The sequence below is a fragment of the Cohnella ginsengisoli genome, from assembly GCF_029525555.1.
GTDB lineage: Bacteria > Bacillota > Bacilli > Paenibacillales > Paenibacillaceae > Cohnella > Cohnella ginsengisoli.
Window position 1 is genome coordinate 137,639 of record NZ_JAPDHZ010000003.1, and the last position, 26,786, is coordinate 164,424.

Genomic DNA, 26,786 nt, shown 5'->3' on the forward strand with positions numbered 1-26,786 from the left:
GTAGAGACGAATGTGCATGGTGGCTGCTGATTTCTCCCGCTTATGCAACATGGGATAAAATGCTATGATGAGATGGACAAGGCTGCCACTCGCTCACGATACGCTAAATTCGGGAAGGAGCAACATCGATGAACGCGGAACAACTGGAACGGATTCACACGGGGAAGGGCTTCGTCGCGGCCCTGGATCAAAGCGGCGGAAGCACGCCGAAGGCGCTGCTGCAGTATGGCGTGCCGGAGAGCAGTTATTCGGGCGAAGAAGCGATGTACGCGCTCGTTCACGAGATGCGGACCCGCATCATCAAGAGCCCGGCGTTTGACTCGAAGTACATTCTCGGCGCTATTTTGTTCGAGAATACGATGGACCGGGAGATCGACGGACTGCTGACCGCAGACTACTTGTGGGAAAAGAAAGGCATCGTGCCTTTCCTCAAGGTGGACAAGGGATTGGCCGAGCAGGCCGACGGCGTCCAGCTGCTGAAGCCGATCGACGGACTGGACGCGCTGCTGAAGCGGGCCGTCGAGCGACGGATTTTCGGGACCAAGATGCGTTCTCTCATTAAAGAGGCGAATCCGGCGGGAATCCGGCAGGTCGTAGAGCAGCAGTTCGCCATCGGCAAGCAGATCGCGGCGGCAGGCCTCGTGCCGATCATCGAGCCCGAGGTGGACATCGCCAGCGCGGACAAAGCCGAATCGGAAAAGCTGCTCAAGGCCGAACTCCTCTCGCAGCTCGCCGCGCTAGGTCCAGACGTGAAGGTGATGCTTAAGCTGTCTATCCCGACCGAGGACAACTTCTATGCCGAACTGATCGAGGAGCCGCACGTGCTTCGCGTCGTCGCCCTGTCCGGCGGCTACGCGCAAGCCGAAGCGAACGAGCGTCTCGCGCGCAACAACGGGCTGATCGCGAGCTTCTCTCGCGCGCTGTCCGAAGGCCTCAGCGCCGGCCAGTCGGACGAGGCGTTTAACGAGATGCTGTCCGAATCGGTGCGGAATATATACGAAGCTTCTATTAAATAAGTGTAAAGATCCGACAAGACCCTGGGCTGCGAGCGCCCGGGGTCTTTAGTGTGCGGCGGTGCAGCGGTGGAGGTGTCGGCCCGTAGCAATAAAGGTGGGACGCGGAAAACTGGCCATCGTATTCGATTTGGGCAATTGCCTTCTCTACGGCAGTCGATCACAATCCCAGGCGCCCCATTCGAGCAACCGCCTCCTATACAACAGGCCGATCTCCGCCGCGGGCGACCCATTATGTCCGCCGCATGTACGCCCGTACCGTGATCGGCGCGAAGATCGCGACGACGACGGCCGCGCCGATCAGCGAAATGCCGAGATCCCAGCCGACGGAGCCCGAGTTCGCGAGGTCGCGGACGGCCGTCACCAGATGCGAGATCGGATTGATGTCGGCGAACCATTGCAGCCAGTTCGGCATCGTCTTCGTCGGCACGAAAGCGTTGGAGAGGAACGTGAGCGGGAACAGCACGATCATGGAAATGCCTTGAACGCTCGAGGCCGTTCGGGCGATGACGCCGAAGAAGGCGAAGATCCAGCTGATGGCCCACGAGCTGAAGATAACGAGCAGCGCGGCGATCGCGACGTGACCGAGGCCGCCATCCGGGCGGTAGCCCATGATGTAGCCCATGCCGAAGGTCAGTACCGTAGCGATCGTGTACCGGATCGTATCCGCGAGCAGCGCTCCGGCGAGCGGCGCGATGCGCGCGATGGGCAGCGACTTGAAGCGGTCGAACACCCCTTTGTCCATGTCCTCGCGCAGCTGCACGCCGGTCACGATCGAGGTCGTGATGACGGTCTGCACGAGGATGCCCGGGATGATGACGGGCAAATAGCTGAGGACGTCGCCGGAGATCGCCCCGCCGAAAATATAGGTGAACATGAGCGTAAAAATGATGGGCTGCAGCGTGACGTCGAACAACTGCTCGGGCGTGCGCCGAATCTTGAGCAGGCCGCGATATGCCATCGTCAGCGAGTGACGGACGGATTGGCCGAAGCTCGTGCGGTTTTTAAGACGGGCGCCCGGGTAGAAGGCAGTCGTGCTTTTCATAACATGACCTCCTCTTTACGATGGGATGCTTGCGTATTCGGTGCCGCATTCTCCTGCGCGCCATGGCCGGTGATCGTCAAAAACACTTCATCCAGGGTTGGCTTCTGTACGCTGATCTCGGACAGGCGGATGCCCGACTCGCGCAGCGCGACGAGCAGATCGGTCACGCGATCGGCGTTCGCCATCGGCGCCGTGATCTTGCCGGCTTCCGACGTCACGCTGGACGTCGCCTGGAGCACCCGCTCGACGATCCGTCTCGCTTCGCCGATCGCAGGCTGGTCCTGCACGCTCAGATGGAGCGAGGATGTGCCGACCGAGGCTTTCAACTCGTCGACGGTGCCTTCCGCGACGACGGTGCCGCGATCGATGACCGCGATGCGGTCGGCCAGCTGATCCGCTTCGTCCAGATACTGCGTCGTGAGCAGGACGGTCGATCCCGTCTTCACCAGTCTGCGGATCGTCTCCCACATCTGGGCGCGCGTCCGCGGATCCAGTCCCGTCGTCGGCTCATCCAGGAAAATGAGCGGCGGCTGCGCGATCAGGCTCGCGGCAAGGTCCAGCCGTCGCCGCATGCCGCCCGAGAAGTTTTTGAGCGGCCGCTTGGCAGCCTCCGTTAAGCCGAATTCCTCCAGCAGTTCCGCCGCCTTCCGCCTCGATTCGACGCGCCCAAGGCCGAGCAGCCGGGAAAAAATAATGAGATTTTCCGTGGCGCTTAGCGATTCGTCGACCGAGGCGTACTGGCCGGTCACCCCGATCAATTGCCGGACGATCTGGGATTCCCTGGTCACGTCGTAGCCGAAAATCCGCGCCGAGCCCGCATCGGGCTTGAGCAGCGTTGCCAGCATCCGGATCGTCGTCGTCTTGCCGGCGCCGTTGGGACCGAGCACGCCGTAGATCGATCCTGCGCGTACGTTCAGGCTCACCCCGTCCACCGCGCGGTTGCTGCCGAACGTTTTGACGAGCCCGGACGCCTCGACGGCCCATTCTTCGCCGCTGACCGCCTTATCCCTTGCGTGTATCGCGTTCATCGTCATTCCTCCTGTCGCACTGATTCATACGGATACTAAGGCGCGAATGTGAATTCAGTATGAACCGGCCGAGGCGCCTAAACGTTCATAAGCGTTCAAGGGTCCGACCATAATAAGGAGAGCTTAATAGCGAGGAGGCTTGAGCGTGGACGATTCCCGATATGCATTTGCGGAACTCGAGGATGAGCAGCTCGATGAACTGAAGCGGCTGGAGCAGGAGTTGACTGCTGCCAGCGGACAGGCGGTCACGCTGATCGCCTACGAGAAAAAGGACGCGGAATAACGAAAAAAGAGGCCCTCGGGCCTCTATCATTATAGCGCGCGCTGTCTGGCGACATCGATGATCTTCTTGTCGCTCAAGTAACGCTCCATCTGCTGCTCGGCATCCATAACGACCTTCTGGATCGCGCAATCTTCGCCGTGGCTCAGCCCGCATTCGAAGATCGATGCCGTCCCTTCGATCGCATGGATCACGTCCAGAAAAGAAATCCGTTCGTAATGGGCCTTCAGCCGGTATCCGCCGTTCGCGCCGGATACGGAGCCGATCAACCCCGCCTTGACCAGCTTGCTCAGCATTTTGGACAGATACGTCTGGGAAACGCCGAGTTTGTCGGCAAGCAGCTGCACCCCGACAGGCTTGTCCGGCGCTTGACTCATCAAAAACATCATGGCATGGAGCGCGTAATCCGTCGCCTGCGAAAACTTCATTGGCACACCTCGATGATGGACTTTGTATGCCCATGATAGCCTCGGCGAGACGTTAAAGCAAGTCCGTATCCCAAGCCGGATTCCATACGACTTCCCATAGATGGCCGTCCGGGTCCATGAAGTGACCGGAATATCCGCCCCAAAACGTATCGTGCGCGGGATCGGTGACGACGGCCCCCGCCTGTCGCGCCTGGTCCATGACCCGGTCGACCTCTTGTTTGCTCGCCACGTTATGTCCGATCGTCATTTCCGTCGAACTGGGCGGCGTCTGAGCCACCTTCGCCTCGTGCGCGAGATCCTGGCGGCACCAGATCGCGAGCTTCAAGCCCGCTTGCAAATCGAAAAAAGCGACCGCGCCGTGCTCGAACTCCGTTCCGACGATGCCTTCCGTAGGCAAGCCCATGCCGTCCCTGTAAAAGACCAGCGCTCTCTCCAAATCCGCGACGCCCAGTGTCAGCACCGTAATGCGCGGCTTCATCGTTCATTCCTCCCCTTAATCCATTTCCATCGCATGCGGTTTAAACAATGTTGGAGTTGTCGACCGCGTCCGTGTCGACCGTGTTGGTCTTGCTCAGCTGGTTGTTGTTAACGCCTCCGAAAGAATCCCCTGGCGAAAACGAAGCGGCTCCGCCGTAATTTTTGGAGGTGCTGGACAGCGAGATGAATCCCGTGTCGCCGAATTGCACATTCGAGCCCTGGTTGACGTTGAGAATTTTTACTTTACCAATAACGGAGGGCATGGCAGGTTACCTCATCGGCAAGTTTTTAACGCTTTAGATAAGGTATGAAAAGCAGGCGCTCGCCGTGACCGTTCCATCGTCAAATGTATATAGCAGCGCCGAACGCCGATTCCGGCCGGGACCTGGCCAGTCTGAAGCCGAGATCGTCGATCCGAAACGTCGGATGGCTCCGGCGGCGGACCGTCGCCCCGCAGCCTCTCGCCTCTTCCGCCCCACTGCCGCCGCGAAAAAAACCGATAAGCGCCGTAAACTTGCGCATCGTACACGTCCCAGCACCATTCCCGGAAGTTGCCGAGCATATCGTATAACCCCCAAGGATTCGGAAGCTTCCCGCCCACGATGCGCACGGCCCCTCCGGCGGAACGATCGCGCCGTAAAGCGCGCGCGTCACCGGCACCGGCGCCAGCAGGAACGAATCCACCTCGACCGCCCATGCCGTCTTTTTTACGGTCGTCCCTCAGATGGACGCGTCCTGCGGGAATTTGCAACATCGGATACGGAACAAGCGGGATGTCGCGCCTCTCGCGTGGCTCGGTCTCGTCGACGCGACCTGCGCTTTCGCGCGTCATCGCGTCGCGCCCAGCTTTTCGATCGCCTGCGGCTCCGTCGGCAAGAAAAAAAGATCCCTGCCCTGATTGCATTCATAAATAAAATCGCGCAAGCTCTTGCTCGCGCTCGTATACGCGGAGAAGTCGCCTACGATCGCGAGCTTCACCTGATAGTTGACGAACTTCTGCGCGATCGCCCCGGCCAATCCCGTCTTCAGATCGTAAAATTCGGCGTCGAGCATCGTTCCGTCGATCACGATGCGATCGACGCCGGTCTCGTACCGTACGTTCGCCATCATGTCCAGCGCGGATTGAACGTCTCCGATGACTTCCCCGCTCACGAGGGCCACGGGCTCGCGCCCTTCCGCCTCGACTTTCGATATTTTCCACATGTTCCTCGCCTCCCTTTTTTTACGCTCATTTCGGCTTCATGAAGCGTCTCGCGTACTCCTCGCCGATATACCGGTTGTCCGCGCCGCTGGCGGGAGCCACGTTCGCCACGCGAAAGAAGCTCAAGCCCACGACCATGGCCATCAGGCCATACGCGGCGCTGTGCGCATCGGACGCCGACATCTCCCCTGTCCGGTCGCCGAATTCGAAAATCCGCGCGATGCCGGCCAGATCCTTCACGTAGCTGCCCGATAAGACGTCGCGCAGCTTCGGATCCACGGCCGCGCGCGAAAAAAATTGCACGAACAATCGGCCTTGGTCTTCGTACGGAATGCGCATCTCCACGATCCCGTCCAGTTGCGACACGTCGATGCTCGCTCCCGCATCCTGCCCCGCCGGAGGCAGCATATGCGCGAGAGCAACTTCGAGCATCGCCCCTGCCGTCATGCCGCCCGAGATTTCCGCTTCGATCTTCGCGCCGTAATAGGCCATGAACGACTTGAATGCTTCGGTCGTCAGCTCGTCTTTGTTTTTGTAATAATAGGTGACGACGCCTTTGGAGCAGCCCGCCTGCTCCGCGACCTTGTCCAGCGTCATCCCGTCGATGCCGTACTTGCTGATGCAGGCGAGCGTCGCGTTGACGACATCGGCCCGTCGCCTTGGCCCCATCCCGACCTTAGGCATGGTATCGCCCCCTGTTTTATTTATACTGATCAGTCGGAATAAATAAAGTCTAGACCATGAACCCAATTTTTGTCAATTCCCTGTTCCTTTTCGCAAGAATGCCATCCTGCCCGCAAAATCGTTCACTCCTGCCCGGATTGTTCACCGTTCAATCCCTTTTTCGTTCACGACTGGGGAATTCAGCCACTGTATCCGTTCACACCCCGAATATATAATGATACAAACGCCTTCGATCCGATCGATGCCATAGAAACCCGAAGGGAGCCCATCGATGCGCCTAAACCGAATCCGCCGCAACGGAAAGCTGTACGTGAGAATCTTGCTGGGACTCACCTTGAGCATCGTCCTCGTCCTGATCGCGAGCAACTTCATCTTCTACCTGATCTTCACGGGCGTGCTGCAGGACGAAGCCGTCGAAAACGATCTCGCCAACCTTCGGCAGACGGGCAAGGCCGTAGCCAACACGACCGAGAGCGCGCAGACGGTCGCTTTCCAAATTTACCGCAACAGCGCGATCGCGAAGATGCTCTATTACAGCAAGCCGGACGCCTTCGATACGCAAGCGGCGATGCTGGATTTGCGCAATTATTTGTCGACGATGCCCTTCATTCAATCGATCTACGTCTACAATCCCGCATCCGGCTACTACTATATCGCCGCGCAAAACGGCCAGGAAGGCATCTGGCGCGAGTCGGAGGTGCAGGACGCGGGCATCCTCGATATTTTGGGCCGCTACAGGGATTACAAGCCGTTCACGCCGATCCCGCGGACGATCAAGTCGGCTGCGGCCAACGCGCCCGATCTCGGCGTCTATACGTACCTGTGCTACGATGCCATCAACTTCAACCGGGAGATCAACTCCGCCGTCATCGTCAACTTGTCGGCATCCTGGATCAACCGGGAGCTCGGCAAAGCGGAAACCGCAAGCGCCGGGCGCACGTACCTGCTCGACGATCACGACGTCGTGCGCTCCGTCGACGATCTCATGAGCGCGAAGCTGGGCGAGTCGGATCTCGCGCTTCTCCAAAGTTACGTAGCCAAGCCCGAATCCGGCTTTGCCGTCGCCGAGTTCGAGGGCGTAAAGTCGCTCATTACCTACACGGCGCCTACGCCTTACGAATGGCACTACGTCCGGATCACGCCGTACGGGGAGATCACGCAAAAGACGAAGGACATTCGCGGCAAAACGCTGCAGGTCGCAGGCGCGATCCTCGCCGTCGGGCTGCTGCTGTCCTGGCTGATGTCCCGTTATCTATACGTGCCGATCAACCGGATCGAGAAACGCATGTCCGACCTGGAATCGGAAAAGCGCAACAGCAGCTACACGCTGCGTCAGAATACGCTGCGCAAGCTCATTCAGATCCAGGACTTCGATCCCGACTTCCAGCTGGAAAAGCTGCGCAGCGCCGGCATCGCCTTCGACTTCACGCAGCCGTATCAACTCGCTCTCCTGCGAATCGACGGCTTCGATCGGGTACGCAGCCAGAGCTCCAAGGACCTGCTCACTTACAAATTCGCGATCATGAATATCGCCGCCGAGATCTCGTCGAAGCTATACGATGCCGATACGGTGGATCTCGAGGACGACGGCATTCTGATGCTGATCAATACCCGCGGACAGGAGCAGGACGCGGAGGCGCTGCTCGCTATGCTCAAGGAGATCCAGGATGCTTGCGCGGAGTTTCTGCGCATCGGCCTCACGGTGTCGCTGACGCCGGCCACCAAGAGCCCGCACGAGCTGCACGCCATGTACAAGCTCGCCCGGGAAGCCACCGACCGCCGCTTCTTCAGAGGCTGCGGCTCGATCATCGAGGCGACGCCCGGCCCCGGCGACCGCCACTCCTTTTCCGTCGGCAAGGAAAAGCAGATGCTGGACGCCCTCGTCGCGGGCAAAGCGGAGGAGGCAACCGCCCTGTACCGGGACATCCTCCTCGAAACCGCCGACTGCCCGTTCAGAGTCACGCAATCCGCGGCAAACCACGTGTCCGTCACGCTCGGCAACATGCTGGCGGAGATCGAGCGGAACGGCTCGCTGCAGCTCGGCATCGGCGCGGAGCTCAGCATTCCCGGCATCGATCAATACGAGACGCTCGACGGGTTGACGGAAGCGATGAACCGGTTTTTCGGCCAGCTGAGCGCCAAAGTATTCGAGAAGCGAAGCAACAAGCAGGAGGACCTGATCCGCAAAATCAACGCGCTTATCGAGACCCGTTACGACGATTCGAACCTGAGCCTGAATTCGATTTCCGAGGAGTTGAAAATGTCGACCTACCATGTGAGCCGCGTCTATCGTCAGCATACGTTCACGACGATCGTCGACATGATCAACAACGTCCGCATCGAAAAAGCGAAAGCGATCCTCATGTCGTCGGACGATCAGGTCGCCGAGATCGCGGAGCGGACCGGCTTCACGAACAGCTCCTACTTTCACCGGATGTTCAAGAAGCTAACCGGCGTGACGCCGGTGGAATTCCGCAAGGCGCAGGCGGGAGGCAGTCGCGAGGGCAGGCACGGCAATGGGTAGATGCCTCAATTGTGTACGTAGAATCAACAGTCGACGGGCGAACCGGGCTCATGCGCTTCAAGTGTGCACGTAGATCAACAGTGGGCCCGCCCAACTACGCAAAAACCTGCAGGAGACCGCCGTTCAGCGGTCCCTGCAGGTTTTCTTCCGTCATCTTCCCATTTCGGCCGGTCTTACTGGATGCCCGACTCGCTCAGATACGCGAGCCATTGTTTCTTGTAAGACTCCTGGATTTTGTCGAGCCCCGCCTTCTTCGCCTTGTCCATGAACGTCTTCACGCCGCCTTCGACGTCTTTGACTTGGCCGGCGAGCAGCGGGAACAGGTACTGCTTCTCTACCTGCTCGAGCGCCGACCGCTCCGCCTGGTACTCCGTATAATCTTCGGCGAAGCCGGTGTAGATGTCGGGCTTTTGAACCTTGTCGAGCTGGTCGAAGATCGCCTTGACGCCGTCATAGCTCGGCTCGAACAGCATGAATTCGGGATTGCGCCACGCCCAGCCCTGCATGCCTTCGCGCGGGAAGCCGTTCGTGTTGGCGTCGCCGACCATCTTGTAGTAACCGCCGTCGACCGTGTAGTTCGTGCCTTCGAAGCCGTACTGGGTGAGCAGGTTGTAGCGTTTGTCCAGTACCATCTTCTCGTAAAAGGCGAGCGCGCGCTCCGCGTTTTTGCTGCTGGCCGGGATGGCGAAGCCGTTGTGGATCGGATGCACCGGCGTCGCATAGCCCGTCGCGACCGCGAACGGCGTGTAGCCGAGCTCCCAATCCGGATGAAGCGATTTCATGTTGCCGTTCGTCTGGTTGTAGCGCGTCGGATTGTCGCCGAGCATCGCCGCCGCCGTGCCGTTGACGAGCTTTTCCTGGTTGGTCGCCTTTTCGTTGAGCTCGTTCTTGGAGAAGTAGCCTTTATCCGCCCAGCTCTTGAACCGCTTCAGATCTTCGAGCTGCTCCGGCGATCCCCAATACGAACGGATATCCTCGGGATGGTCATACGTCGCCAGAAGGCCGTAAGGCATGGAGCCAATGGAACCCCGCGACACGTCGAGCAGCGAGAAGGCCAGCGCATTTTGGATGTCCGATCCGACGGCGACGGGCTGAATATCGGGCTCGTGCTGCTTGATCCCGTTCAGGTAGGCCTCGAAGGTGTCCATGTCCACAGGCTTCGGCAAGCCGTATTTCTCGCGGAGGTCCTCCCTCCATACGAAGCCGCCGGTCACGTATTCCTTGTATGTCGACGGCACGGTGTAGATCTTCCCGTCGGTTCGAACGCCGTCCCATATATCCCGGGGGGACGAATCGCTGCAGCTCGGGCGCCGCGGCAGGCAGCAGATCGTCGAGCGGGAGAAACGCGCCGTTTTTCGCGTAAGATTGATACTGCGTCCAGTCCGCCGTGAACAGCAGATCTACCTGCTGGGCGGAGGACAGCAGCAGCTTGTATTTGAGATCGTAGTCCGTCCAGGCGATAAAGTTGAAGGTGACCGACGCGTTCAGCTCGGCCTCGGCCATCTCGTTGATGGCGTCCTGAATCTGCGGCATATCCGGAGGCGCATTGCCCAGCATGTAAAATTGAAGATCGACATGCTCGGCACGGTCATCCGGGGATCGGCCGTCGGTCGCGTCCTGGCGAGCTTGCGAAGAGGAGGCTGCCGGCGACTGGAGCGAAGCGCTGTCCGGGGCATGTCCCTGGCAAGACGCTAACAGCAGAATGGCAGCCGCGGCGACTCCGGTATGCCATGCGCGTGTTTTTGGTTTCACCGCCGTGCCTCCTTTCTCCTTATAGTTTACATCAGGCATCGTCCCCGCGGGAGTACAGCGTCCAAACGCGATCTCTACCGCGTCCAAATAAAACATGAACCCGCGGTGCGGAACGATATAAATATAAGGGTCGGACCCGGCTTATTCGCTTTTTTTTTGTGTAAGGATCGGCGAAAAAAATCGGTCAGAAAATGATAGAACAGCAGCTCCGTCGGCAGGAGCTTGCGCTGCGTCGGGGAGATGACGCCTACGGTACGCGTCACTTGGGGATCGATCAATGGCAGCTTCACCGTCGACTGCGGGATGATGTCCACCAAAGTGACCTCCGGCATGAGCGCTACGCCGAGTCCCGCGGAGACGAGCCCCTTGAGCGCATCGATATCGTCGCCCTCGAACGCGATATGCGGCACGATGCCGATCTCGCGGCACGCACCCAGCACGATCTCGCGGAAAATCGTTCCTTCCGGCAGCGTAACAAAGGGATCGTCCTTCAGCTCGGACAGCCGTATGCCGGGCTGGTTCGCAAGCCGATGATGCATCGGCAGGAGCGCGACGATTTTTTCGGTGAACAGCAATTTGGAGCGAATCTTCTTCTCGTCCGCCGGCAAGGGCGCGATCAAGGCGAGATTGGATTCGCCGTGAACGACCCCGTCGATCAGATCGCGATAGAGCGCCTGCTTCATCTGGAATTTGGCCTCCGGGTACCGCTGGCGAAACGCGTAAATGGCCGTCGGCATCACGTGGGCGGCCAGGCTGATCGGAAACGCGATGCGTACCGTTCCTTTCTCCGGCTCCAGATGCTCCTTCACTTCTCGCTTCGCCTCGCCGATCATATGCATGATCTGTTCCACGCGCGCCAGAAACAGCTTTCCGTTCGCGGTGAGCTTGACCCTTCTCCCCTCGCGAATGAACAAGTCCACCCCCAGCTCGCTCTCCAGCTGCAGCAGCTGCCTGCTCACCGACGACTGCGCGACATGCAGCGCATGAGCCGCATCCGTCACGTGCTCCCGCTTCGCGACTTCCAGAAAATATCGCATTTGCCTGATTTCCAGGACGCATCGCCTCTCCTTCATGCGCAAAACGCATCAACTTCATCGTAACTGAATATTGGAGCGATCAACGACTTCGATCATAATATTAAACTACGATCTCTAAAAAAGCGAAATGGCTTTTTTGGCCATTACATCTAAAGGAGTTTTGGACGAATGAGCATCCTCGAAAAAATCGAACAAACGCACGCGACCCACGCGCACGACTACGTCGACGGCTTGTTCGAAACCGTCAAAAAAGCGCAACCCGAACGAGCCCGAGTTCCATCAGGCCGTCAAAGAAGTTTTCCTCTCCCTGGTTCCCGTGCTCTCCCAGAACCCCGCTTACATCAAGCACGCCGTCCTTGATCGCCTGGTCGAGCCCGACCGCATCCTGTCGTTCCGCGTACCGTGGGTCGACGACGAAGGCAAGGTTCAAGTCAACCGCGGATTCCGCGTCCAATTCAGCAACGCGATCGGCCCGTACAAAGGCGGCCTACGATTTCATCCTTCCGTCAACGCCAGCATCATCAAGTTCCTCGGCTTCGAGCAAATCCTGAAAAACGCGCTCACCGGGCAAGCGATCGGCGGCGGCAAGGGCGGCGCCGACTTTGACCCCAAAGGCAAGTCCGATCTGGAAATCATGCGCTTCTGCCAAAGCTTCATGACCGAGCTCAGCAAGCATATCGGTCCGGACAAGGACGTTCCGGCGGGCGATATCGGCGTCGGCGCGCGCGAGATCGGCTTCATGTTCGGTCAATACAAGAAGCTGGTCGGCGCTTACGAAGCCGGCGTGCTCACCGGCAAGGGGATCGGCTACGGCGGCAGCCTGGGCCGCAAGGAAGCGACCGGCTACGGCGCGGTCTATTTCGTGGAGGAAATGCTGCAGGACGCGGGTTCCAGCTTCAAAGGAAGCAAGGTCGTCGTCTCCGGCTCCGGCAACGTGTCGATCTACGCGATGGAAAAGGCGATGCAGCTCGGCGCCACGGTCGTAGCCTGCAGCGATTCCGGCGGCTACATCTATCATGCCGAAGGCATCAACCTCGCTACGATCAAGCGGCTCAAGGAAGTCGAAAACAAGCGCTGCAAAGACTACGTCCTCGAGCACCCGGATGCCGTCTACGTCGAAGGCTGCGCCGGCATCTGGTCGATTCCTTGCGATATCGCGCTGCCTTGCGCCACGCAAAACGAAATCGATCAAGCCTCCGCCAAGCTGCTGGTGCAAGGCGGCGTCAAAGCCGTCGGCGAAGGCGCCAACATGCCTTCCACGCTGGAAGCGATCGACGTCTTCCTCGACAACAACGTGCTCTTCGCGCCGGCCAAAGCCGCCAACGCAGGCGGCGTCGCCGTATCCGCGCTGGAGATGGCCCAGAACAGCGCCAGACTGTCCTGGACGATGGAAGAAGTCGATGCCAGGCTGCAGACGATCATGCACAACATTTACCGCGAATGCATCAAGGCCGCCGATCAATACGGCATTCCCGGCAACCTCGTCATCGGCGCCAACATCGCCGGTTTCGTCCGCGTGGCAGACGCCATGCTTGCGCAAGGCGTTTAAGGTCCCGCTGAACCGCTGAACTTATCCGTAACTTAAGGCAACCCTTTTCAAGCGCTCCTCCGGCTAGCCCGGCGGAGTGTTTCTTTTATAAATGAATTGGCACTTGAATTCCCAATTTATCCGAGTATAATTGTCGGTATAAAAACAAAATGAAAAACGTCAGGAGTTTTCGATCATGAGTCACGGGAGTAAAGCGCAGCGTGAAAAGCGGATCGACGATTATCTGGATCTGTATAATTATGCAGTCTCCCTTAAGGACGAGGAATGGCAGAAGACGATATTGGCGGAGCTAAGCGCTCCGGCTTACGACGAACGGACCGAGCTGCGCATGCAGCAGCGCGACGAGCTCATCTCTTATTTCAACGATGTCAATCAGACGCTTATCTTCCTGTACCGCAAGCTGCAGAGCGAGAGCGAACAAGCAAGCCGCGAGCAATTGTGGGAGCAGATCTGGACTTTAAAGCGGATCAGAGTGGAGATCGGGAAAAAAATGAGGGCGTTCAAGGAAGCGTTGAGTTCATAGACGAAGAGCCCGCGGCGTCTCGGACGCCCGGGCTCTTCTATTTGCGCCAAAAAGTGTCGCAGTTCGCTTTATCCGCGATGTTAAACGCGATCAATTTCTCCAGGAGCGCCAAGTCAACCGGGCTGTCCCAGGGAATTCGCACGAGCTCTTTGGTATGCGCGTAGCCGGCTTGCGCGATATCGTCCGCAAAGCGCAGTATGCCCGCCTTCTCAGGCGCGACGGCCATATGCGGCTTGGCCGTGCTGAACCCGATGATAAACGTGCCGTGATCGGTGAACATCGGCTGGTTCCATGCGATCTTGGGCGTCAACGCCTGAAAATTATCCGTGATCCAGCCGAAAACCGTTTCGAGTCTCTCCCGGTGAGACGGGTTGTCGATGCGCGCCAGGTATTCCGCGAAAATCTCCATTGGGCTCCCTCCCGTTTCCATCCATTATATGGGGGCATCCAACGGGACCGCAAACGAATAGCTTTGTCCAGCCTCGACGGGCAGCTCCACAAGCTCCGGCCCAAGGCCCCGAATCCGGCAGACGCCGGTCCTGTCCGCGCGGATAATGGCCTGGTCAAGACGGCCTTGCGACCATTCCATATCCACGGTATAACCCCCCTCTGCCCCGAAGGCCGCTCACGCGCCCGTCACCCCAGGCGGCCGGCCATGCCGGCAGCAGATGCAGCACGCCGCGGTGGCTTTGCAGCAGCATCTCGGCGATGCCCGCCGTTCCGCCGAAGTTCCCGTCGATCTGAAACGGCGGGTGGTTGTCGAGCAGGTTCGGCAGCGTGGAATGGCCGAGCAGCGCAAGTACGTTAACGCGGGCCTGCTCAGCATCTTGCAAACGCGCCCAGAAATTGATGATCCACGCTCTGCTCCAGCCGGTATGGCCGCCGCCGTGGGCGAGGCGGCGCTCCAGCGTGACGCGCGCGGCAGCCGCCAGCTCCGGCGTCTCCTCGGACGTAAACTGCTCTCCGGGGTACAGCCCGAATAAATGCGAGATATGCCGGTGACCGGGCTCCGCTTCCTCGTAATCCTCCATCCACTCCTGAATCTGGCCGTGCTTGCCGATCTTCGTCACGGGAATCCGCCTTAGGGCATCGGTCAGCTCCTCGCCGAACGGCTCGTCGATGCCGAGAAGGCGCGCGCTATCGAGACAGGCTTCGAACAAGGCGCGAATGATCTGAAAGTCCATGGAAGCGCCGGCGCACAAGACGCCGGATTCTCCGCCGGGAAGCCTGTACGTATTCTCCGGCGAGATGGACGGACAGGTGATGAGCCGGCCGTCTTCCCCCTCGATCAGGTAGTCCAGCAAAAACCGGGCGGCTTCCTTCATCGTCGGATAAGCCTGCGCCAAAAACGTCTCGTCTTTGCCGAAGGCGTAATGCTCCCAGAGATGGAGACAGAGCCACGCCGCGCCGAGCGGCCAGAACGTCGAGGGCGTCCACCCGTCCTGCGGCGCCGTATCCGCCCAGATGTCCGTATTGTGATGCGCCGCGAACCCGCGGCATCCGTACATCGTCTCGGCCGTCCGCCGTCCCGGTTCCCGCATGCGCTCGATCAACTCGAACAGCGGCAGATGACATTCGGGCAGATTGCAGTTCTCCGCCGGCCAGTAGTTCATCTGGGCATTGATGTTGATCGTGTATTTGCTGTCCCACGGCGGCAGAAAGTGCGGATTCCAGATGCCCTGCAGATTGGCCGGGAGCGATCCCGGACGGCTGGAGGAGATGAGCAGATAACGGCCGTACTGGAAGTACAAGGACACGAGTCCGGGATCGTCTTCGCCCCGTTCGAGGCGGGCGAGTCTCTCGTCGGTCGGAAGACCGGCCTTATCCTGCCCGGCGTCCGAGATTTCCAGATGCACCCGATTGAACAAGGCGCGGTAATCGGAGACATGGCGTTCGCGCAATTCCTCGTAGGAACGACGCGCCGCCTCGTCGATGGCCGCCTTGCAGGCGAGCTCGGGGTCCGGCGAACGGAACGTCGTTGCGGCCGCGATGTACAAGATCGCTTCGTCCGCCTGCTCGATCACCAAATATTCGCCAATCGTGCGGCAGCTGCCCCCCTTTGACGACCGCCTTCACCGCCGCGCGGAAGTTCGCGCCGCCCTCGCCGCCCGCATGGCCCGACATGACCAGCCCGTCCGTTCCCCATGAACGGATGCCGTCCAGGTTTCGTCGCTGCTGGCGGTTCCAGCGCGCCCGGAAGCTGAGCGACGACGGCTTGTCGGCCGCAAGCCGGTAGACGATCACTTGATCCGGATAACTGGCGAACGCTTCCCGGGCATAGCGAACGCCTTCTTGCGAGTAGCTGGCGGCGAAAAGACCGCAGCCGAGATCCAGCTCCCGTTCGTACTGTTCGACCCTGCTGCCCGCTGCCGCGCCTTGAAGCTCCAAGTCCCCCAGCGGCAAGTAGTGCCGCTGCGATTCGGGAACGCCCGTTAGCGCCATCAAGGCCAAATCCTCCGCTTCGCGGAGCCTGCCGGCCAAGATCAGCTCGCGGATCCTTGGCAGATTGGGAAGCGCATCCGGATTGTTGCGGTCCCGCGGACCGCCGTACCACAGCGAATCCTCGTTCAATTGGAGAAGCTCGTCGCTCGCGCCCCCCGAATATCATGGCCCCGAGCCGCCCGTTGCCGATCGGCAGCGCTTCGTTCCAGTCCTTGGCGGGCTGTCCGTACCAGAGCTTCCCGTTAGCCGCGTTTGCGCTCATGCTTGAACCCCCTTCGTTACGTTCTGGCTGCTTCCCGATATTCCTGCGGCGTGACGCCGGTCGCTTTTTTTAAAGAAGCGGGTAAACGACTGGGAAGCTTCGTAGCCGACCCGAACCCCGACTTCCAATACCTTCAGATCGTCGCCGCGCAGCAGCGCCTTGGCCCGCTCGATTCGCGCGGCCTCGATATATTCGGACAGATTGACGCCGCACGCCTGCTTGAATAGACGCGACAAGTAGGACGGGTTGAAATGGATATAACCCGCAAGACGGACCAGGGACAAGTCCTCGTCCAGATGCTCCTCGACATAAGCGCGGACTTTGAAGATCGCTTCGGCGGCCCGATTGCTCTCCCCGGAGCTTCGGAGCTCGAACAGCTCGCCCGACGTCGCGCGCAGGAACGCGAACGCCTCCTTCCAGGACGCGAATTCGTCGGGCCGCATCAAAGCCGGGAAGCCCGCTACCTGATTCTCGAGCTCCAAGCGGTTGATATAAGAAAGAAGAACCAGCGAGATCGTATAATATAGCTCCTGCAAATAAGGAGACCCGTTGTCCTGCTCCGAATCCGTCAACTCGTCGAAAAGCTGAAGGAACTCATCGCGCCGTCCGGCATCCAGGTGGGCGGATAATGCATCCGACTTGTCCCGCGGCGAACGTTCCCTCGCGCAGCATGAAGCTTCGAGGCTGAGCGTCCGCACCATTTGCGCGCCGTCTCCGGTTCTGGTCTGTCCTTGACGCCTCATCTTGTCATAGGTCGAGGATAGCTTCGCCCATTCGGACGGCCGATCCCCCAGCGTGACGGCGACGGAGAGGTCCATGCTGCTCAAGCAAGCTTGCTGGATCAGCTCGAATTGGCCGACCAGATAGGATAGAAAGGAAGCGTCATCCCCTTTATCCCCTTTATCCCCTTCATCCTTTTCATCCGCCTCATCTTCGCTTGAATCCGCTCGATCGGCCGACCGTTGGATCAGCCAGACCACGTCGCCGAAGCGGTCGATCATGCCGAGGCTGAGCACCTGGCCCTCCAGCAAACGCTCGGCGAGCAGCGTGACGGCCATGGCCGATTCATGCCGATTCGCATAGGACGACTCGGCGGACGAGGCGCGGGAGAGGCTCCCCTGCGCCAGGTAGACCGGCCTGCCGGCATCGAGCGAAATGTTCAGCTTGCTAAAGTCCGCCGCCAGATTCGGCGCCGGATTCGCGCCATGCAGGAGATGCCTGAAATACTCGCCGCGCGCCAGCACCTCAAGCGTATTCAGCTTATCCTGCGCCCGTTGAATCAGATCCTTTACGCGGAGGCTGTCGTTCAGTTCGGCGACGGCTTGCTTGACCGCCGCGATGACCTTCGGGTACCCTTCGCTTTTGAGCAGATACTGAACGCCCGGCGTCTGGATCGCCCGGTACACGGCGTCGAAATCGCTGTAGCCGGTGAGGAAGATCAACCGGCAATGCGGCCAGTGCCGCTTGATGGCGGACATGAGCTGCAGCCCGTCGATCCCCGGCATGCGAATATCGGACAACACGATGTCCACCCGCGTCCGATTCAGCCAGTCGAGCGCCTCCCTTCCGGAGTAAGCTTTGCACAGATCGAGATCGAGGCCGCATCCGGACAAGGTCTCGTACAGGCCGTCGGTGATCATCTCCTCGTCATCCACAATCAGCAATCGGTACATCGGCCTGTCCCTCCCACGGAAAGTATAGCGTCGCTTGCAGTCCGCCAAGCTCGCTTCGGGCGACCCGGACGCCGCCCCGCTCGCCGAACGTGATCGCGAGGCGCCGGTGAATGTTGACCATCCCCGTCGTTTCGGCCGTATCGTCCCGGTTCGCCAGCATTTTCGTCAATTCAAGCAGCTTCTGATCGGACAGCTCGCTGCCGTTATCCTCGATGACGATCCGGAATTCGCCGTCTTCGCGGGCAAAGCGAACGACGATTCTTCCGTTTTCTTCTTTGCGTTCCAGGCTGTGCTCGAACGCATTCTCGATGATCGGCTGGACGATCAGTCGCGGCACCTTCGCCTCCGCGAGCTCAGCGGGCAGCTCCTCGAACCGCGCCCGGATGCGCCTGGAGAAGCGAAGAAGCTGAATGTCCGTATACGTGCGCGCGTGATGGATCTCCTGCGCGAGCGAGATCTCGTCGGAGGCGCTGCGGGTCACGAAGCGGAAATATTCGCCGAGCTGGATCGTAAATTGCTCGACCCGCTCCATATCTCCCGTTCGTGCCATCGTGCTTAAGATAAACAGGCTGTTGAACAGAAAATGAGGGTTGATCTGCGACTGCAGCTGCTTCAGCTCCGAGCGCTGCGCCATCAGCTTCTGCCGGTATGCCTGGTCGATCAACGACCGGAGGTTGGCCACCATCTGATTGAATCGGTTGTACAGATAGCCGAATTCGTCCTTCGACGTGTGCAAGATGACCTGCTCCAAGTCGCCGTTCTCGACGCGGCGGAAGCTCTTCACGAGCCGCAGCAGCGGCTTGTGAATGAATTTGTACGTCGACATCGCATAGATGGCGACGATCACGAGCGCCGCCGCGGCAAAGAGCCAGGCCCATCTGTAAAATTTGTCGAGCGGCTTGCGTATGACCTGGGAGGGGATGAACCGATAAATGGCCGTGTCCAGCTTGTCCGAACTGGCGTTGATGGTGTAATACGATTGTCCGCCGAACGCTTTGGCTTCGCCGTATTCGCTGCCGTCTGTCCGCTCCCTGACGTACGACGAAGCTTCATCCAGGAACGACGCCACGGAACCGCTCGCGAGTCGGATGCCGCCGTTCGCCGACACCAGCAGCGTGCCGCTGCCGGGATACGTATTGAATTGGGCCAATGCCTCCGTCAGCTTCTGCTGGTCCAGCTCGATCTCGACGATGAACAGCGGCTGACCCTTCTGGCTGCCGCTCGGCTTGGCCGCGCTGAGATAGAGCCCGTTCTTCCACTCGTTGATCCGGGTATTCCGGCTGCCGTAGACGGCGAGAACGGCGTCGTAAAGCGTCTCGTCCAGCTGGCTGACGCCGTCGACGGACGAGATGATTCGCCCGATCGGATGGATATAAACGCTTACCTCTTTGATATATTTGCTGCTGTTCTGGATCAGATAGAGCCGGTTGCGGAGCGAATTGATCTTGTCGGTCTTTTCGATTACGCCCATCCGGTTCCAGAGGAGCGTCAGCTTGTTCAGGTCCTCGTCCTCCAGCAAGCCGAACTGCAGCAGCTTGATCCGCTCGATCTCGTTCTCGAGATCGGTCAGATAGAAGGCGGTCTGGGAGGCCGCCGTCTTCGAGATATCCTCGCTCGCCGTGTGGATCGACCACTGGTACAGATAGACGCCGAGCACGATCAAGGGCGTCAAAATGAGCAGGAACGTAAAGATCAAGCGAAGAAACAGGGTGTTGCGAATCGAGAACATCGGCGTCTTGAACATGGCGGCTTTCAACCCCTACTCTGTCTGATCGATTCGAACTTTTCCCTTTACGCTTGCGTAATAGTCGTTGACTTCCCTCGTAATCTGCTCGCCGCCAAGCTTGTTCCAGTCCTGGACGAACTTGTCGAACTCCCCGATCGGCGCGCCCAGGATGATCCTGACGAACACTTCGTTTTGCATTTTGTCCAGCGTCGTCTGCCGCTCCACCATCGTGGGGGTCGGCGCGCCTTCGAATTTATCGAATAAAAATTGCTTGTTTTTGTCGTATTGATCGACGACGCCCTCCGCGCCTTCGGAGCCGTAGATGCGTTCCCAGCCCCATAGCGCGAAGCCTTCCTTGGAGCCGCTCGCATAAGCGTCCAGCTTCTGCTGAACGGCCTTCGCTTCGCCCGTCAGCTTCGCCTTGTCCCCGGTCCGGCGCACTTCGTCCAACGTCCGGTACAGCTCCAGGTTTTTTTTCGTCGGCGCAGGCTGAACCAAGGATAGCTGCCATACGCTTTCCGCGTCCGGCGGCGCATAATAATACGCGTTCTCCTGGGTCTTCCCCCCAGTTTTTCTCGACATGCATATTGAACAGCTTGACGACGGCCTCGGGATGCGCCGCGCCCTTGCGGACCGCAAAAAACTTCGTCGTGCTGAATTTGAGCGGCACCTTCGCCGGGCCGCCGGATGCCGACACGATCGGGAACGCGCGCCACTGCGCATTCGGTTCGGCGTTTTTATTCAATTGGAGCGGCCAGATGGAGTTCCACTGCTGTCCGTACGACATCCCGATTTTTCCGTTTGCGATGACCTCCGACACCTTGGTGCCTTCCTTGACGCCGAACTCTTCGTCCAGCTCGCCGTTTCGGTACATGCCCTGCAGCGCGAGAAGCGCCTGCTTCATCTCCGGTTGAACGCTGCCATAGACCAGCTTGCCGGCCGCGTCCTCCATCCAAATGTTCGGAAAAGCGCCGTAGCCGGCCGCGAAACCCTCCAGCCCCATCGATCCGCCCCACAAATCCTTCGTGACGGCAAGACCGTAAGTGTCTTTAAGGCCGTTGCCGTCCGGATCCCGCTCCGCGAACGCTTTCGAAATGGCCAGGATGTCGTTCATCGTTTTCGGCGGCTTCAGGCCCAGCCGGTCCAGCCAGTCCGTCCTGATCCAGACGAATTGCGCTTGCTCGATCGACGATCCGGTCTGCGGAATGGCCATCAGCTTGCCGTCGAACGTCGCGGCGTCGAACGGCCCGGCGCCTTCCTCGGAGAGGATCTTCTTCAGCTCCGGCGAAGCGTAGCGCTCGTACAGATCGGTCATATCTTCGATCTCGTCCGTATCCGCGAGCTGCTTGAGCTGGGTGGCGTTTACCGGGATGATATCGGGAAGGTCGCCCGAGGCCAGCATAACGTTCATCTTTTGCAGGTACGGGTCAGACGTGTCGTTGCCTTTGACGACCCAGTTGTACTTGATCTTGATGCCGAGCCGGTCGGCGTACAGCCGGCTCCAACGGTTATCCTCGAAATTTTCGTCCTTCAGCACGCTGAGCACGTTGTTCTCGACGATGTCGCTCAGATTGCGCACGGTCGTGATCTCGATCGGCGGGTCGTAGCTGCCGAGCGGTCCGGCGGTCGCTTCCGTCACGGTCCCTCCGGACGGGCGAGAGATATCGGGGCTCGCCGCGGCGCTGCCGCCGCCGTTGCCTTCGCTGTCCCCGTTGCCTTCGCAGGCCGCAAGCGACGCCAAGAGCATCATGGCCGAACCTAAAGCCCCTATGAAACGCGCTTTGCTTTTGTTCATAGCCATCCCCTCTTCTTCCGCTCAGCCTTCGCAATGTTTACGCTCTCATTATAGGCGCGCCGAAGGGGCTCGGACAATGTGCATCTTTGCCAGCGTTAATCGAGCGCAAAGGAAGCCAAGCTGGCGCCCCCCGACCCCGTATAGGTCAAATAAATCGCTTGAATGCCGTCCGGTATGGCGACATCCGCCCCATATTCGCGCCACACGTTCGTAAAATCGACCGGGATCCTGGCGAGCGCGGGCCCGTCCCACGACGTCTTGACTTCAAAGGCGCCTCTGCAATAGCCGCGCACCTTGATGCGGACGGACCGGATCCCCTCGCAGCGCAAATACTTGAAGCCTGCCGTTGCGCCGTCTCTCATATTGGCGATATAGCCGACCTCCTCGTCGCCGTCCTTGCCGTCCTGGGTGATCTTCGGAAAGCGGCTGTCCATCCATTCCCCGGGAGCGCCCGTATACAACGCTTCGTCCCGGCAAAACAGCTGGCACGCCAGATAGGCCGGATATTCGCCCCGTCCTTCAAGCGGCCCGCCGTTCGGGCCGCAGGTGGTCATCTCCGCCTGGACGATCGTGCCGTCCGCCCGGAATTCGATCGGCTCGATGCAGCCCTGCCGGCTGAAATTCGTTCCGTTCGTATGCCGATGATAGAAAACATGCCATTTCCCGTTCATTTCCACGATGCTGCCGTGATTGTTGCCGCCGTAGTACATGGGCTTGTTCGCCGGCTTGTACGAATCGATGTGAAGATCGTTATTGCTGATGATGACGCCTTGATAGACGAAGTCGCGAGTCGGCGACCGGCTGGTCGCGTAGCAGAGCTCGTGCATGACGACCGAGGAATAAATCAGATAATACGTATCGCCTATCCTTCTAATAGAGGGAGCTTCGAAAAAGGCATGCCCTTCAAACCCGCTGCCCGTACAATAAGGCTCGCTTGGCGCGACGAATACGGGCGCTTCGATAATGGTGAGCATATCCGACCCCAGCACCGTCGCCATGGCGCCGTGACGGGAACGATCGCCGGGCGCGCAGAAGCCCGTGTACAAATAGGTCCGTTCTCCCTCCGTCAACACGGCCGGATCGAATTGCGGTTCGTCGCCTTCCCGCTCGCCAAGACGCGTGCCGTCGGCATACCGGGCATAGCCGTAAAACGAATACTTGCCCGCAGGCGTATCGCAGACCGCGACCGATACGACGGACACTTTGTCGAGCACGTAGTACAAATAATATCGCCCGTCGGGCCCGACCGTGACGTCCGGCGCATACAGACACATGCTGGCGTCCGGATTCAGCGGATCGTCCGTCTTGCGATAGATCACGCCTTCGTACCGCCAATCGGCCAGATCGTGCTCCGGCGCGGACCAGCAGACATAATCGTTCAAGCAATAGGCGTGGCCGTTGAATCTGTCGTGGGACCCATAGACGTAGACTCTGCCTTCAAATACGTAAGGTTCGCCGTCGGGCGTATACTCCCACGACGGCAGATACGGATTCATTCCTTGTTTTTTCATCTCTCCGCTCGCCCCTAACCGATCTTTTTATCGAGCCTTTTTGCCGAACGTGTCGTAGATGCGATTTTTCTTCGCCCTCTCCTCAGGCAGAAGCTTTTGCGCATCCGCGATCTCATAGCCGCCGAAGGTATCGTACAATCTGGACGAAGGGTCGACTTCCACGTAAGTACACCAGGGCAGCCAGTGATAGTGGCTCTGCAGCGTTTGGCTGGCGAAGTTGCCGCTCTCGTGCCCCAAACCCGGCATCGCGTATCCGATGCTGCCGTCCGCGTCCGTGGACTGTCTGGTGTTCTTGTGAATAAACTCGGCGAAGTCGAGGTAGTGCTCGTCGCCCGTAATGACATACAGCCTGTAATACGTGTACGAGCAGGCCGCCATATACACGTCGGCGCCGCCGCCGATCGTGATGATGCTCTGACCGCTGACGGAAAATTTGTTGAAAGGATGTTTGGGCCACGGGCTGCTCACGGGGAAGCGCCAGGCATAGGTCCAAGTCTCGGTATAATCCGCGGCGCCGATCGCGCCTTCGAGCCATCTTTTTTCGCCGGTCAGATCGTATAAGGCAAGGAAGCCGAACAAAGCGTAGATGCCAGCCTCTTTATCCTGGATGTCCGCGTTGTCGCAGGTACCGCCCCGGTATTCCAGGTTGCGGTAATTGTTGTCGTAGGACCACTGACCGGCCCGGAGCGCGGCGGTTTTATAGCGTTCTTCGCCGGACACGAGAAAAAATTGGACGAGAAAACGGATGACGCTGGGCGTATTGGACTTCGAGTCCATGCGGATCGAGCTGTCGGCGTGGTAAGCCCGGTAGAAGCTGCCGTCCTCGTTCTGAACGTTCGCGAGCCAATCGGCCGTCCGCCGGCAAAATTCCAGCCATGCAGGCCGTTCGTCGCCTTTTCCGCGCATATAGAGGCAGGCGTCCAGGATGGCCTCAACCCCGTCTGCCAGCATTCGGATATAGTGCGGATACGGCTCGAATCCCTGCAAGGTCGGATTGTAGCACATCCGCGGCAGGCCGGATTCGGTCATCGCCGTCCTCGCCCAGAAATCGATCACGCCCACGCCTTTCTCATACGCTTCGGGCACGTTCTCCTTGTTGCCGTACCTTAGCAGCTGATAGCCGATGCCCGGCTGCTGGCCGACGAAGCCGAACTGAAAGGAAACGCTAGATATGTCCATATCGGGCAATTGACAAGCGAAGGGCAGCCCGTACGAATCGCCGTAAGGCCGCGTGTATCGGGTCAGTATGTTCATGCCGTTGCGGTAGTGACGCTCGTTATCCACTTCGAAAAGCTTGTCGCGCAGCCGGGCATAGGCGATGCGCCACTGTTCCTTCATCATGGGCTGGAAACCGCCGGCGTATTGGTCGAAATGGATGGCGACGGCATAATTTTGCTCGAAGCCGACCGCTACGGGATGGTTTATGCGCTGGAACGCTTTCGGCTTCTCCCGGAAATCCAGGCCGGCATACGGATTGTTGACGGGCAGTTGGCCGTCGCAGCCAGGATACACGTAATCGATCGACAGGCCCGCCGTTTCCGTCCCGAGTTCCTTGCGTATGCCATATCCGTAATACATATAATTCAGCGTCTCGCTCTTCGGTTTGCTCATGCCGATGGCGCCGACGGTACATTTCGGGTCCGTGATATTTTCCGACCTCACGATATCCGTCGTCGGCAGGGTGGCGTCCGCAGCCCAGCGCGACAGCGCCGCGGTCTCTCCCGACGCGATGTTCTGCATCGCGAACAGCGGCAGGGCGTACCGGGTCTCCATTCGCCAGAAGTATTCATTGTCCAAATCTTTTCCTATCGCGGATGCGGGCGCGAATTCGTTTTGCTTGTACCAGACGCCGGGCGCGAAGCAATTGTAGTCATGGACGTCATCCGATTCGGCCATCGTAAAAGAGACCTTCGTGGAAAATCCAAGGTCGTCTCCCGCCTTCGTCACTTTGACGTTCCGGCTCATCTTGAAACCGGCGCCTGCGGTTTCATACACGTCCGTGAAGGCAAAAGCCGAACCCGAAGGCACGGTCAGCGTCCCTTGGGCCACGATCTTCCCGCCTGAAGCGGCGATGTCGGCATAAGCGCAGTCGTAAAACTCGCTGACGGCAAACGCCGTTTTTATCGTCGCGAACATCGGCCGTCTGTTGGAATAAAGAAGCCGGCCGTTTTTACGAACCTCGACGCCGCCCTCTTGGAATTGCATGATGTAGTTGCCGCATGCCAGTCTCATGGACCGTCCCCCTTTGCCCGACTATCCTTTCGAACCCGAATGCAGCGGGTTTTTCTTGAAGTATTGCCGCACGAGGAACGCCATGATCTCGCCGGGCCGCTCTCTGGCAAATCCCGCCTTGTCCGCGAACCGCATGCCGAATGGCGCCTCCGGCGTATAAGTCTCCCAACGCGGAAGGTCTTCTCCGTTCAAGTCCCGTCCGTTCGGATCTCCGCCGCGAATGAAGTTCGCCCAGTAATCGCACATCTGGCGGGCCAGATCGTAATGCTTGCCGACGAACGGCCGCCAGCATTTGGCGAGCGTCTCGAAGAAGAACCACAGATCGACCGAATGGAACGTGCCGGGGTTATCCCAACCCGGGATGTCCGCATCGAAGTCGTAATAGTACAGCGGAAGGTTGGCGCCGGTATCGGCATTGGCCTGTCCCGCGATCCGTATCGCGTATTCGATGCCGCTCGCCGATGCCCGCTTGAGCGCCTCGTCCAAGCTGCCCGCATCCGCCCCGCATAGCGCGAGAAAAGCGTCGGCATCGTCGCCGAACAGCTCGGCCGCCGTCTTTTGGAATTCGTCCGCCGTACCGGCCTCCGGCACGCTGATAAATTCGGAGGAGGTGTGGCCGAACAGCACCGGCACCGGCCATCGCTCGTTCCGCAGGAACGACGCGAACGCATCCCCGACATTGAACTTGCCGTCGACCACGGTACCCCAGAAGCGTCCGGATTCCAAATATTTGTCGCGCACGTGCGCCGCATCGAGCTTGCGGGCTTCCGCAAGCGAAGAAGCGCCGAGCGCTTCGAAGAAGCGAACGCCGTCCGCTTCGGCCTCGGCGAAATCGCGAAGGAACTTAGGCGCGCCGTTGCCCGGATAAAGCGTCGTGAAAACCCCGCTCTGCACGATCGCCCGCTGAAACAGGCCCTCGTTCTGCGGCGACGCGAGCTGGTTCATCACGCTGCCGCCGCCCGCCGACTGACCGCCGATCGTCAGGTTGTCCGGATCGCCGCCGAACGCCGCGATATTGCGTTTGACCCACCGCGTCGCCGCCTGCTGGTCCAGATGGCCGAAGTTCGCCGGCGCTTCCGGCGATTCGGCGGTAATCTCGGGATGGCACAGAAAGCCGAACGCGTTCAGCCGGTAGGCGATCGTGACGACCACGATGCCTCTTCGCGCGATTCGTTCGCCGTCGAACTCCATCTCGGCCGTATGGCCGACCTGCAGGCCGCCGCCGAAGTACCAGACGAATACCGGCAGCTTCTCGCCTTGTCGCTTGGCCGGCGTCCATACGTTCAGATACAGGCAATCCTCGTCCATGGCGATGTCCGGCTCGACGGCCCATTCCCGGGTATAGATGTTGTTGTCGTCGATCTCCTGCCGCACCTGCATCGGGACCGGCGCGAACGCATACGCGTCGCGCACGCCTTCCCAATCCGCGGCCGGCTGCGGAGCGCGCCAGCGGTTGTCCCCGACGGGCGGAGCGGCAAACGGAATTCCTTTAAAGCTCGTGATCCGGGGATCCGCGGCCGGCAATCCGCGCACGGTTCCGTTTTCTACTTTCACGACTCTTAGCATCGCTGCGTCTCCCTTCCATTTCCGAGATCAATCAAATA

Annotated in this window: 21 protein-coding genes and 4 pseudogenes; 5 read left to right on the plus strand and 20 right to left on the minus strand. The window is 59.5% G+C overall.

Features of this window, described 5'->3' with window-relative positions; all coding sequences use genetic code 11:
- Positions 1-128 precede the first annotated feature (128 nt).
- Positions 129-1,016 (plus strand): fructose bisphosphate aldolase, encoded by an 888-nt coding sequence (locus OMP38_RS11785; RefSeq protein WP_277565352.1) that lies wholly within the window; start codon positions 129-131, stop codon positions 1,014-1,016.
- 229 nt (positions 1,017-1,245) lie between these two features.
- Here OMP38_RS11785 and OMP38_RS11790 read toward each other — a convergent pair whose 3' ends face one another.
- Together OMP38_RS11790 and OMP38_RS11795 are read right to left on the minus strand one after the other, a co-directional pair.
- Entirely contained in the window at positions 1,246-2,058 is an 813-nt protein-coding gene (locus tag OMP38_RS11790) for an ABC transporter permease (RefSeq protein ID WP_277565353.1), read from the minus strand.
- The gene (locus OMP38_RS11795) at positions 2,055-3,086 is read right to left on the minus strand and encodes an ATP-binding cassette domain-containing protein (RefSeq protein ID WP_277565354.1); all 1,032 of its coding nucleotides are present in this window, start codon (positions 3,084-3,086) and stop codon (positions 2,055-2,057) included. The genes OMP38_RS11790 and OMP38_RS11795 overlap by 4 nt, the downstream gene beginning before the upstream one ends.
- A 145-nt stretch (positions 3,087-3,231) precedes the next feature.
- Between OMP38_RS11795 and OMP38_RS11800 the strand changes: the two genes are divergently transcribed.
- A complete protein-coding gene (locus tag OMP38_RS11800; RefSeq protein ID WP_277565355.1) occupies positions 3,232-3,369 on the plus strand; it encodes a hypothetical protein in 138 nt (45 codons plus the stop codon).
- A 29-nt stretch (positions 3,370-3,398) separates the two neighbouring features.
- Here OMP38_RS11800 and OMP38_RS11805 read toward each other — a convergent pair whose 3' ends face one another.
- Genes OMP38_RS11805 through OMP38_RS11830 form a run of 6 tightly spaced genes read right to left on the minus strand, consistent with a single transcriptional unit; the run spans position 3,399 to position 6,156 of the window.
- Complete coding sequence (locus OMP38_RS11805) at positions 3,399-3,794, minus strand: RrF2 family transcriptional regulator (protein WP_277565356.1); 396 nt, start codon at positions 3,792-3,794, stop codon at positions 3,399-3,401.
- Between the two features lie 52 nt (positions 3,795-3,846).
- A complete protein-coding gene (locus tag OMP38_RS11810; RefSeq protein WP_277565357.1) occupies positions 3,847-4,272 on the minus strand; it encodes a VOC family protein in 426 nt (141 codons plus the stop codon).
- 40 nt (positions 4,273-4,312) lie between these two features.
- On the minus strand, positions 4,313-4,534 hold the full coding sequence (locus OMP38_RS11815; RefSeq protein WP_277565358.1) for a spore germination protein: 222 nt from the start codon (positions 4,532-4,534) through the stop codon (positions 4,313-4,315).
- A gap of 11 nt (positions 4,535-4,545) precedes the next feature.
- Positions 4,546-5,175 carry an SUMF1/EgtB/PvdO family nonheme iron enzyme gene (locus OMP38_RS11820; RefSeq protein ID WP_420869641.1) on the minus strand — a complete coding sequence of 210 codons (630 nt, stop codon included), beginning with the start codon at positions 5,173-5,175 and terminating at the stop codon, positions 4,546-4,548.
- Positions 5,100-5,474, minus strand: coding sequence for a DUF4180 domain-containing protein (locus tag OMP38_RS11825; protein WP_277565359.1), 375 nt, complete (start codon positions 5,472-5,474; stop codon positions 5,100-5,102). The genes OMP38_RS11820 and OMP38_RS11825 overlap by 76 nt, the downstream gene beginning before the upstream one ends.
- A 25-nt stretch (positions 5,475-5,499) precedes the next feature.
- Complete coding sequence (locus OMP38_RS11830) at positions 5,500-6,156, minus strand: TetR/AcrR family transcriptional regulator (RefSeq protein WP_277565360.1); 657 nt, start codon at positions 6,154-6,156, stop codon at positions 5,500-5,502.
- 271 nt (positions 6,157-6,427) lie between these two features.
- On the opposite strand from OMP38_RS11830, the gene OMP38_RS11835 reads away from it, so the two are divergent.
- Positions 6,428-8,680, plus strand: a complete 2,253-nt coding sequence (locus OMP38_RS11835) for an AraC family transcriptional regulator (protein ID WP_277565361.1) — start codon at positions 6,428-6,430, stop codon at positions 8,678-8,680.
- A gap of 173 nt (positions 8,681-8,853) precedes the next feature.
- On the opposite strand, the pseudogene OMP38_RS11840 reads toward OMP38_RS11835, so the two are convergent.
- Positions 8,854-10,471: pseudogene (locus OMP38_RS11840) on the minus strand (extracellular solute-binding protein).
- A gap of 35 nt (positions 10,472-10,506) precedes the next feature.
- Entirely contained in the window at positions 10,507-11,484 is a 978-nt protein-coding gene (gene gltC / locus OMP38_RS11845; RefSeq protein WP_277566789.1) for a glutamate biosynthesis transcriptional regulator GltC, read from the minus strand.
- A gap of 153 nt (positions 11,485-11,637) precedes the next feature.
- Here gltC and gdhA point away from each other — a divergent pair.
- Together gdhA and OMP38_RS11855 are read left to right on the plus strand one after the other, a co-directional pair.
- Positions 11,638-13,018: pseudogene (gene gdhA, locus OMP38_RS11850) on the plus strand (NADP-specific glutamate dehydrogenase).
- 175 nt (positions 13,019-13,193) lie between these two features.
- Positions 13,194-13,541, plus strand: coding sequence for a hypothetical protein (locus tag OMP38_RS11855; RefSeq protein ID WP_277565362.1), 348 nt, complete (start codon positions 13,194-13,196; stop codon positions 13,539-13,541).
- 37 nt (positions 13,542-13,578) lie between these two features.
- Here OMP38_RS11855 and OMP38_RS11860 read toward each other — a convergent pair whose 3' ends face one another.
- From OMP38_RS11860 to OMP38_RS11905, 10 genes and pseudogenes are all read right to left on the minus strand, one after another.
- Positions 13,579-13,950 carry an iron chaperone gene (locus OMP38_RS11860; protein ID WP_277565363.1) on the minus strand — a complete coding sequence of 124 codons (372 nt, stop codon included), beginning with the start codon at positions 13,948-13,950 and terminating at the stop codon, positions 13,579-13,581.
- A 154-nt stretch (positions 13,951-14,104) separates the two neighbouring features.
- A complete protein-coding gene (locus tag OMP38_RS35790) occupies positions 14,105-15,397 on the minus strand; it encodes a glycosyl hydrolase family 95 catalytic domain-containing protein (protein ID WP_420869686.1) in 1,293 nt (430 codons plus the stop codon).
- Positions 15,363-16,112, minus strand: coding sequence for a glycoside hydrolase family 95 protein (locus tag OMP38_RS11865; RefSeq protein ID WP_277565364.1), 750 nt, complete (start codon positions 16,110-16,112; stop codon positions 15,363-15,365). The genes OMP38_RS35790 and OMP38_RS11865 overlap by 35 nt, the downstream gene beginning before the upstream one ends.
- A gap of 28 nt (positions 16,113-16,140) precedes the next feature.
- Positions 16,141-16,245 (minus strand): annotated as a pseudogene (locus tag OMP38_RS11870) (glycoside hydrolase N-terminal domain-containing protein); the annotation flags it as partial.
- Positions 16,242-17,918 (minus strand): response regulator, encoded by a 1,677-nt coding sequence (locus OMP38_RS11875; protein ID WP_277565365.1) that lies wholly within the window; start codon positions 17,916-17,918, stop codon positions 16,242-16,244. The pseudogene OMP38_RS11870 and the gene OMP38_RS11875, both read right to left, overlap by 4 nt.
- On the minus strand, positions 17,893-19,662 hold the full coding sequence (locus tag OMP38_RS11880) for a sensor histidine kinase (protein ID WP_277565366.1): 1,770 nt from the start codon (positions 19,660-19,662) through the stop codon (positions 17,893-17,895). Before OMP38_RS11880 ends, OMP38_RS11875 begins: the two co-directional genes overlap by 26 nt.
- Before the next feature lie 15 nt (positions 19,663-19,677).
- Positions 19,678-21,439, minus strand: a pseudogene (locus OMP38_RS11890) (extracellular solute-binding protein).
- Between the two features lie 95 nt (positions 21,440-21,534).
- Complete coding sequence (locus OMP38_RS11895; RefSeq protein ID WP_277565369.1) at positions 21,535-22,950, minus strand: family 43 glycosylhydrolase; 1,416 nt, start codon at positions 22,948-22,950, stop codon at positions 21,535-21,537.
- A gap of 27 nt (positions 22,951-22,977) precedes the next feature.
- A complete protein-coding gene (locus OMP38_RS11900) occupies positions 22,978-25,182 on the minus strand; it encodes a glycoside hydrolase family protein (RefSeq protein ID WP_277565370.1) in 2,205 nt (734 codons plus the stop codon).
- Positions 25,183-25,203: 21 nt separating this feature from the next.
- Positions 25,204-26,748 carry a carboxylesterase/lipase family protein gene (locus tag OMP38_RS11905; protein WP_277565371.1) on the minus strand — a complete coding sequence of 515 codons (1,545 nt, stop codon included), beginning with the start codon at positions 26,746-26,748 and terminating at the stop codon, positions 25,204-25,206.
- Positions 26,749-26,786: the final 38 nt, after the last annotated feature.